Here is a 1,073-nt window from a genome sequence, read left to right on the forward strand (position 1 = left end):
TGTCCACTGCTTCTACCACAGAAGCTGCGGTACTATCGTTTCCGTAAATGATCCCGGTTTCGGTTTTGTCAAGAAAATCAATGTCGAGTCCCGAAAATTCGAGTGCCTCGCGCGTTGCCATATAAGCGTATATAGCTGGCTGGTGCATTCCCAGACGTTGTCTTCTCGAAAGATAGTTTTTCAGCTCAGGCTCTGCTACCATTCCCGTTAATGCCGAGCGGAAGCCGAAGTCTTTTCTTACCTGATCAAATACAATCCCGCTTTTACCGGCATACAGCGATTTAGCTACCTCTTCCAGGTTCTGGCCGAGGCAGGAGTAAATTCCAATTCCGGTGATAACAACTCTGCGACTCATTTGTTACGAATAAATTCCTCCGTTGATATTAATGACCTCGCCGGTAATGTAGGCAGCTTTGTCAGAAACAAGGAAACTAACCAGGTGCGCTACTTCGGCGGCCGTACCAAAACGGTTCATCGGGATCATTTGTTTCAATTCTGCTTCATTTAAATCTTTGGTCATATCACTGGTGATAAAACCAGGCGCAACTGCATTGACAGTGATTTTGCGTTTGGCCACTTCCTGCGCCAAAGCTTTCGTAGCCGAGATAATCGCCCCTTTCGCAGCAGAATAGTTGGTTTGCCCCGCGACCCCTTTCATCCCTGAAACTGAGGCAATATTGACAATCCTGCCTGTTCTTTTACGCAGCATCTGCTGGATCGCATTCTGGGTTACATTGAATAAACCTTTGGTAGAAATGTTCAGCACATCATCCCAATCCTGTTCGGGCATCCACATAAACAAACCGTCGCGGGTGATGCCGGCATTGTTCACCAACACGCTGATCGTCTTATCCTCGTTTTTTTCTTTCCAGGCATTCAGGGCAGCATCTACCTCAGCTTTTGTCTGCACATTAAACTGCATCAGCTCGCCGGTACCGCCGTTTTCTTCTATTTCTGCCAGTGTTTCTTTCGCAGCCTCCTCATTGGAAGCATAGTTCACGAGAATATGCAAGCCGTGGTCTTTTGCCCAGTGTACCGCAATCGCCCTTCCGAGTCCCCAGGAAGCTCCAGTT

Annotated in this window: 2 protein-coding genes; both read right to left on the bottom strand. The window is 47.9% G+C overall.

The features are described 5' to 3' along the window. Nucleotides 1-355: beta-ketoacyl synthase N-terminal-like domain-containing protein (locus tag ACTIE6_RS12630; RefSeq protein ID WP_439556982.1), on the bottom strand; the 355-nt coding region annotated here is incomplete at its 3' end. A 3-nt stretch (nucleotides 356-358) separates the two neighbouring features. Next, a partial coding sequence (gene fabG / locus ACTIE6_RS12635) for a 3-oxoacyl-ACP reductase FabG (RefSeq protein ID WP_439556983.1) occupies nucleotides 359-1,073 on the bottom strand: 715 nt, incomplete at its 5' end.

It is taken from the genome of Dyadobacter sp. (assembly GCF_051859145.1).
Classification (GTDB): domain Bacteria; phylum Bacteroidota; class Bacteroidia; order Cytophagales; family Spirosomataceae; genus Dyadobacter.